Source organism: Eggerthella sp. (genome assembly GCF_048329335.1).
GTDB lineage: Bacteria > Actinomycetota > Coriobacteriia > Coriobacteriales > Eggerthellaceae > Eggerthella > Eggerthella lenta.
In genome coordinates, this window is record NZ_DBFEGU010000438.1 from 1 (window position 1) to 5,726 (window position 5,726).

General features: G+C 62.7%; 7 protein-coding genes. 6 read left to right on the forward strand and 1 reads right to left on the reverse strand.

The genetic code is table 11. The features are described 5' to 3' along the window. The 6 genes from ACMO6A_RS13480 to ACMO6A_RS13505 all read left to right on the forward strand — a co-directional run. On the forward strand, window positions 1-1,518 hold a 1,518-nt coding region (locus ACMO6A_RS13480; protein WP_418471416.1), incomplete at its 5' end, for a molybdopterin dinucleotide binding domain-containing protein. A gap of 12 nt (window positions 1,519-1,530) precedes the next feature. Further along, window positions 1,531-2,160, forward strand: coding sequence for a 4Fe-4S dicluster domain-containing protein (locus ACMO6A_RS13485; RefSeq protein WP_009306001.1), 630 nt, complete (start codon window positions 1,531-1,533; stop codon window positions 2,158-2,160). Window positions 2,161-2,224: 64 nt separating this feature from the next. Next, entirely contained in the window at window positions 2,225-2,932 is a 708-nt protein-coding gene (locus ACMO6A_RS13490; protein WP_009306002.1) for a TorD/DmsD family molecular chaperone, read from the forward strand. Between the two features lie 60 nt (window positions 2,933-2,992). Next, window positions 2,993-3,865, forward strand: coding sequence for an NrfD/PsrC family molybdoenzyme membrane anchor subunit (gene nrfD, locus ACMO6A_RS13495; protein ID WP_009306003.1), 873 nt, complete (start codon window positions 2,993-2,995; stop codon window positions 3,863-3,865). Between the two features lie 85 nt (window positions 3,866-3,950). Continuing rightward, window positions 3,951-4,397, forward strand: a complete 447-nt coding sequence (locus ACMO6A_RS13500; protein ID WP_418471417.1) for a GntR family transcriptional regulator — start codon at window positions 3,951-3,953, stop codon at window positions 4,395-4,397. Further along, window positions 4,366-5,328, forward strand: a complete 963-nt coding sequence (locus ACMO6A_RS13505; RefSeq protein ID WP_418471418.1) for a slipin family protein — start codon at window positions 4,366-4,368, stop codon at window positions 5,326-5,328. The genes ACMO6A_RS13500 and ACMO6A_RS13505 overlap by 32 nt, the downstream gene beginning before the upstream one ends. An 87-nt stretch (window positions 5,329-5,415) precedes the next feature. On the opposite strand, the gene ACMO6A_RS13510 is transcribed toward ACMO6A_RS13505, so the two are convergent. Further along, a partial coding sequence (locus ACMO6A_RS13510) for a carbonic anhydrase (protein WP_418471419.1) occupies window positions 5,416-5,726 on the reverse strand: 311 nt, incomplete at its 5' end.

The window sequence follows — 5,726 nt, forward strand, 5'->3', positions numbered from 1 at the left end:
AGCAACTGCGCGCAGTCCGCATCCAAGATTCCCGCGGGCGAGCAGTTCGTCCAGAGCTTCTACACGATGGCACTCATGCACGGCGGCATCGGCACCCCGGGGCATTACTTCGGCTGGTCGGGCGTGAAGGAATTCATGAGCAGCGGCATCAGCACGGGCGCCTATTGCCCGGTCACCGCCGACCCTGCCAACCCCTTGGCTCCTGCGGGCTCGCCGGTGTACATGTACTATCCCATCCCGTCCTTCCCGACGCTGGAAGACCCTGATAGTTGGCTGAATTTGGAGCCTTCGGAATGCTGGCGTTCTATTCTCTCCGGAGAATACGGTCGCGATTGCTGGCCGACGGGAAAGCGTAAGGTCGACATTCACGCAGCCTACTTCGGCGGCCATATGAGCACCTTGAACCAGATCCCCGACACCATGAACGGCATCAAAGCAGTTCGTGCGATGGATTTCGTCTGGGGTGTCAACCCGTTCTTCGACTCGACGCGCCAGTACTGCGACGTGCTGCTTCCCTGCGCGACGTTCTGGGAGAAGCCCAACAAGGCGTTCGGTGGAGATTACGCTTCCGCGCTGTGGTTCGACAAGATCATCGATCCTCTGTACGAGGCGAAATGCGAAAGCTGGATCGCCGAGGAATTGGCAACGCGCTTGGGGCTCGACCCTAAGGTGGTCAACACCTTGAGCGATGCTGAGCGTACGTACGCGACCGTGCGCGATGCAACCTACATGGACGGCACGACGTTCGAGTCTTCGACGCTTCTGACCATCAAGCAGGAAGAAATCGACCAGTTCTTCCCCGGCGTCGAAGGCACCCCCCAAGAGGGTAAGTTCACGTTCCAGGAATTCCGCGAGAAGGGCATCTTGAAGGCGGAGCTTTCCGAGGATATGTTCATTCCCGAGCCCTATATGGCCTTTATAGCCGATCCGGAAGGAAGTCCGCTCAAGACGGCTTCCGGCAAGTTCGAGATCTACTGCGAGACGGCTGCCTACATGATCAACTCGGTGGGTTACTCTACCATCGCCCCCATCGGCATGTACCAGATCGGCGACCCCGAGCAGGGTGCCGGTACGCAGACCGACGAGTACCCGCTGCTGCTTTGGACGCCTCACTCGCTGCGTCGTGCTCACTCGGTGAACGACAATGTGGTGTCCTTGCGCGAAGCATTTCCCCAAGAATGTTTCATCAGTGAGGTTGATGCCAGGGAGCGCGACATCAAGAACGGTGATACCGTGCTGATGACCAGCCCTCACGGAAAGGTGCTGCGTCCGGCGAAGGTGATCCCGACGCTGGTGCCGGGTGCGGTTGCCATCCAGGATGGTGCTTGGTTCCAGATCGACGAAGAAACGGGAATCGATCTGGGAGGATGCCCGAATGTGTTGCAGGCTCCGAAATCGTCGGGTGGAGGATGCCAAGCGTGGACGGGTACGTTGGTGCAGGTGGAGAAGTATACAGGCGATCTGACACTCGAACCTGACAAGAATCGGCCGATCGTCATGCCGGTTGGCGTGGAATAAGGGAGGTGCATCATGGCTCAGTACGCGTTTCACTTTGATTCCAACAAATGCACCGGCTGCAAGACATGCCAGGTGGCGTGCAAAGAAACCTACAAGCTGCCGGTGAACAACCTGTACCGCAAGGTGCTCAACTACCAGGGCGGCACCTGGGAACTCAACGAAGCGGGCAGCTACGTGCCCAACGGCGTGTTCGGCTACTTCGTCTCCATGGCGTGCAACCACTGCGTCGATCCGGCGTGCGTGGCGAACTGTCCGACGGGCGCCATGCAGAAGGACGAGGAAACCGGCATCGTGTGGACCGATCACGAGGTGTGCATCGGCTGCAAGACGTGCCAGACCGTGTGCCCTTACGATGCGCCGACGTACGACGACGAAGCGGGCTACATGTTGAAGTGCGACATGTGCAAGGCCGAGCTGGAAGCGGGCGGGAGCAAGCCCCTCTGCGTCACCGGCTGCCCTATGCGCGCGCTCGATTTCGGCACGCGCGAGGACATGATCGCGAAGTACGGCGAGGGCGACGTCGAGGTGGAGCCCCTGCCGAAGGACACGACTCATCCGAACCTCATCATGAACCCGCATCGCGATGCCCAGAAGTCGGGCAGCGGCACCGGCGCGCTCGTGAACCTGGAAGAGGAGATCTAACGGCATCAGGCTGGGCGGCCGCTTCGTCGGCCGTCCAGCTGTTTCGGAGGGGAAAGGGGAAACGATGAACGCACCGTACAACCAGGACGTGCTTGCGGCTGCGGAGGCGTGCTTCGCGCAGGCGTCCCAGCTGCTGTACTGCGAGCCGGATGCCGAGGTCGTCGCCGACCAGGTGGCGGAGCGGCCGTTCCAGAACGCGCCGTTCGGCATGGACGATGCCGATGTGCGCGAAGGCATGGCGCTGATGGACGCTTGGTGCGTCGCCGCCGCGGCTGACGAAGCGGGCTTCGACGAACGCGTGGCCGCGCTTCGGCGCGAGTGGCTGCGGCTGTTCGTGGGTGCCGGAACGCCCGATGCGCCCAGCTGGGAGTCGTTCTACCGCGATCCGAACAGCCAGCTGTTCAGCGCGCGCACGCTGGAAGTGCGCGAGCGGTACCGTCGCCACGGGTTGCAGATCGAGCGGCTGTATGCGGAGCCCGATGACCATCTGGGGCTCATGCTGGGTTTCGTCGGCCATCTGATCGGGCTCGAAGCCGAGGCCCTCGCGGTCGGCGACGGTGCGGCGGCGGGCGAAGCGGCCGACGAGCAGGAGTCGTTCCTGGTCGAGCACGTGCTGCCCTGGCTTGCGGCCTGGCGCTACAGCGTCGATGCGCATGCGTCGTCCGACTACTTCCGCGGGGCAGGCGCGTTCGTGTTCGGGCTGTGCGCGCGCTACGCACAGCGCTTCGGCGTGGCGTTCGACCGCGAAGGGCAGGTGTTCAAGCGGAAGTAGCTAGGCATCGGGCGGTCGAAGCCCTATCATGAACTGAGCGTCTGGCGAGAGGGGGACGAGATGCTCGGGACGCTTGTGGTGCTGTACCTGTTCCTAGGAGGATGCGGAGCCGGCGTTATGTTCGTGACGGCGGCCTGGTCGCTTGCGTTTCACCGGACGCGCACGCGCACGCAGGAGCAAACGGCGGCGTTCGGCGATTTGAAGGCCCGGTGCTACGGCATCGGGTTCGTCATGCTGTGCTTGGCGGCGCTGTGCCTGCTGCTCGATCTGGGGCGCCCCGAGTTGGCGTTCTTGCTGTTCACGCGGCCCACGCTGTCGATACTGTCGTTCGGCTCGTTCACGCTGCTGGCCAGCATCCTGGTCAGCGGGTTTCTGGCGGTGGCGAACCTCATGTACGTGCCGTTCGTCCGTGCCGGGGCGCGCAAGGCGGCCGAAGCGGCGTGCTTGGCGGTGTCGCTGTGCATGATGGCGTACACCGGCGTGTACGTGGGGTGGATCGAGGCGGTTGCGCTGTGGAACAACGCGGCCACGCCTGCGCTGTTCGCGTTGTCGTCGCTGTCGGCGGGCGTCTCGACGGTGTTCGTGATCGCGCCGTTCGTGCGCGATGTGACGCGCTTGAGCGGATGGATGCTGCTGCTCCATCGCGTCCATCTGGCGGTGCTGGTGCTGGAGTTGGTGATGCTGGCGGGGTTCGTGGCGTTCGGGTTCTCCAACCCCTTCGCGCGCGAATCGCTGGCGATCCTGTTCGACCCGAGCGGGCTGGGCCCGTGGTTCGTCGTGGGGCTGGTGGGCTTGGGGCTGTTGGTTCCCTTGGCCGTCGAAGTGTTCGTCACGGTGACGAAGCGGTTGGTTCGCGCGCTGCCGGTGGACCTGCTGTGCATCGCGGGAGGGCTGGTGCTGCGATTCTGCGTTGTTTGGTCGGGGATGCATTGAAGATGCGCGGTTGCCGCCGCTGTACAAGCTGGTTATCTTGTACAATGCGGAACGGATGATCCCTCAGAAAGAATAAGGAAGTGGCATGGCGTTATTCGAGATAGACGAGTCGTCGGGGCTGCCCGTGTGGGTGCAGCTGCGCAACCGGTTCGTCTACTTGATCAAGACCGGCCACTACCAGCCCGGGGATCAGCTGCCCAGCGTCCGCACGCTTGCCGCCGAAGCCGCCATCAACTACAACACGGTGAGCAAGGTGTACATCAACCTCGAGCACGACGGGTATGTGGAATCGGTTCGAGGCTGCGGCGTGTTCGTCCGCGATATCGGCAAGCTGGCCGCCGACGACGTGCAGTCCATCGCCGATACGGAAATCGAGGAGAGCATCAAGCGGTGCCTCGCGTTGGGCATGACGCTTGATGAAATCATGTTGAGGATGATCGACGTCGCCCATCGCGTCCAGCAGGACGTGGAAGGGGGCGCGAGCATGAGACGGGGCTTGTATGAAAAATCGCAAAGGAAAGAATCAAACTGACGCGCCGGCCGCCAAGCCGTTTTCCATCGAGCAGTACAACTCGCGCACCGATCGGCGCACGTCGCAGAACGGCTCGCTCATGTTCTCGGCGTTCGTGTTCGTTGTGGCGCTCGTGCTGGCCATCGCGGCGGGCTACCTGATCACAGGAGCCTTCACCGTGTGGGTGGTGCTGGTCGGTTTCGCGCTGGCATGCCTTGCCGAGATGTCCATCCACATCGCCATGCAGTGGGAGAAGGTGGTGGTGCTGCGGTTCGGCAAGTTCAGCCGTTCGAAGGGCCCCGGCCTGTACTTCACCATCCCCTTCATCGAGCAGACTGCCCTCAAGGCTGACCAGCGCATCATGGTCACCGGGTTCGGCGCCGAGGAGACGCTGACCAGCGACCTCGTTCCCATCAACGTGGACACCGTGCTGTTCTGGATGGTGTGGGACGCCGAAAAGGCGTGTCTCGAGGTGGAGAACTACTACAACTCCGTGTCGCTGGTGGCGCAGACCGCGCTGCGCGACGCCATCGGCCGCGCCAGCGTGTCGGAGGTGGCCATCCGCCGCAACCAGCTGGATCAGGAGTTGCAGGAGGTCATCGAAGAGCGCACGTCGCTATGGGGCATCACCGTGCTGTCGGTGGAGATCCGCGACATCGTGATTCCCCAGGAGCTGCAAGAGGTCATGTCCACCGAGGCCCAGGCCGAGCGCGAGAAGAACGCCCGCATGGTGTTGGCCGAGGTGGAGAAGGACATCTCCTCCATGTTGGTGGACGCCGCGCACGTGTACGAGGAGAACGAGGTGGCCCTGCGCCTGCGCACGATGCACCTGCTGTACGAGAGTGTGAAGGGTTCCGGCGGCACCGTGGTCATCCCGAGCGCCTACAGCGAAGGCTTCAGCGACGCCGCCCTGAAGAACATGGCCGACTCCCTGAAAACCCCGAAGGGGTAGCGAAGGCCGAAGTTCGCGGGCCCAGAAAAGCAAATGACAGTCAAATGAAAAGCAAGGACGACGGTGAGTCTGGACGACGTCGCCTGCTTAGCAAACCACCGAAAGCTTGCCGGTGTCGGAATCCATGATGAAGCCGATCACGCGCACGTGGGGCGGCATGACGGGGTGGTTCGCCACCATGTCGACGCTCTTGCGCACGGCTTCCTCGGTGTCGCCGAAGCCGGCCAGCCATTTGTCGAAGTCGATGCCGCAGTGCCGCGCGAACTCGATGCGCTCGGCCGACACGCCGAGGCGCTCCATGTTCGCTACCATTTCCTTGCCGCTCATGTGCTGTGCGCCGCAGTTCGTGTGCGCCACGATCATGATGTCCTCCACGCCCAGCTCGCATACTGCGATCA

What these genes read in the sequence shown, in the direction of transcription:
- ACMO6A_RS13505 (WP_418471418.1), top strand. Translation starts at nt 4,366, where the DNA reads ATGAAAAATCGCAAAGGAAAGAATCAAACTGACGCGCCGGCCGCCAAG.
- nrfD (WP_009306003.1), top strand. Translation starts at nt 2,993, where the DNA reads ATGCTCGGGACGCTTGTGGTGCTGTACCTGTTCCTAGGAGGATGCGGA.
- ACMO6A_RS13500 (WP_418471417.1), top strand. Translation starts at nt 3,951, where the DNA reads ATGGCGTTATTCGAGATAGACGAGTCGTCGGGGCTGCCCGTGTGGGTG.
- ACMO6A_RS13485 (WP_009306001.1), top strand. Translation starts at nt 1,531, where the DNA reads ATGGCTCAGTACGCGTTTCACTTTGATTCCAACAAATGCACCGGCTGC.
- ACMO6A_RS13490 (WP_009306002.1), top strand. Translation starts at nt 2,225, where the DNA reads ATGAACGCACCGTACAACCAGGACGTGCTTGCGGCTGCGGAGGCGTGC.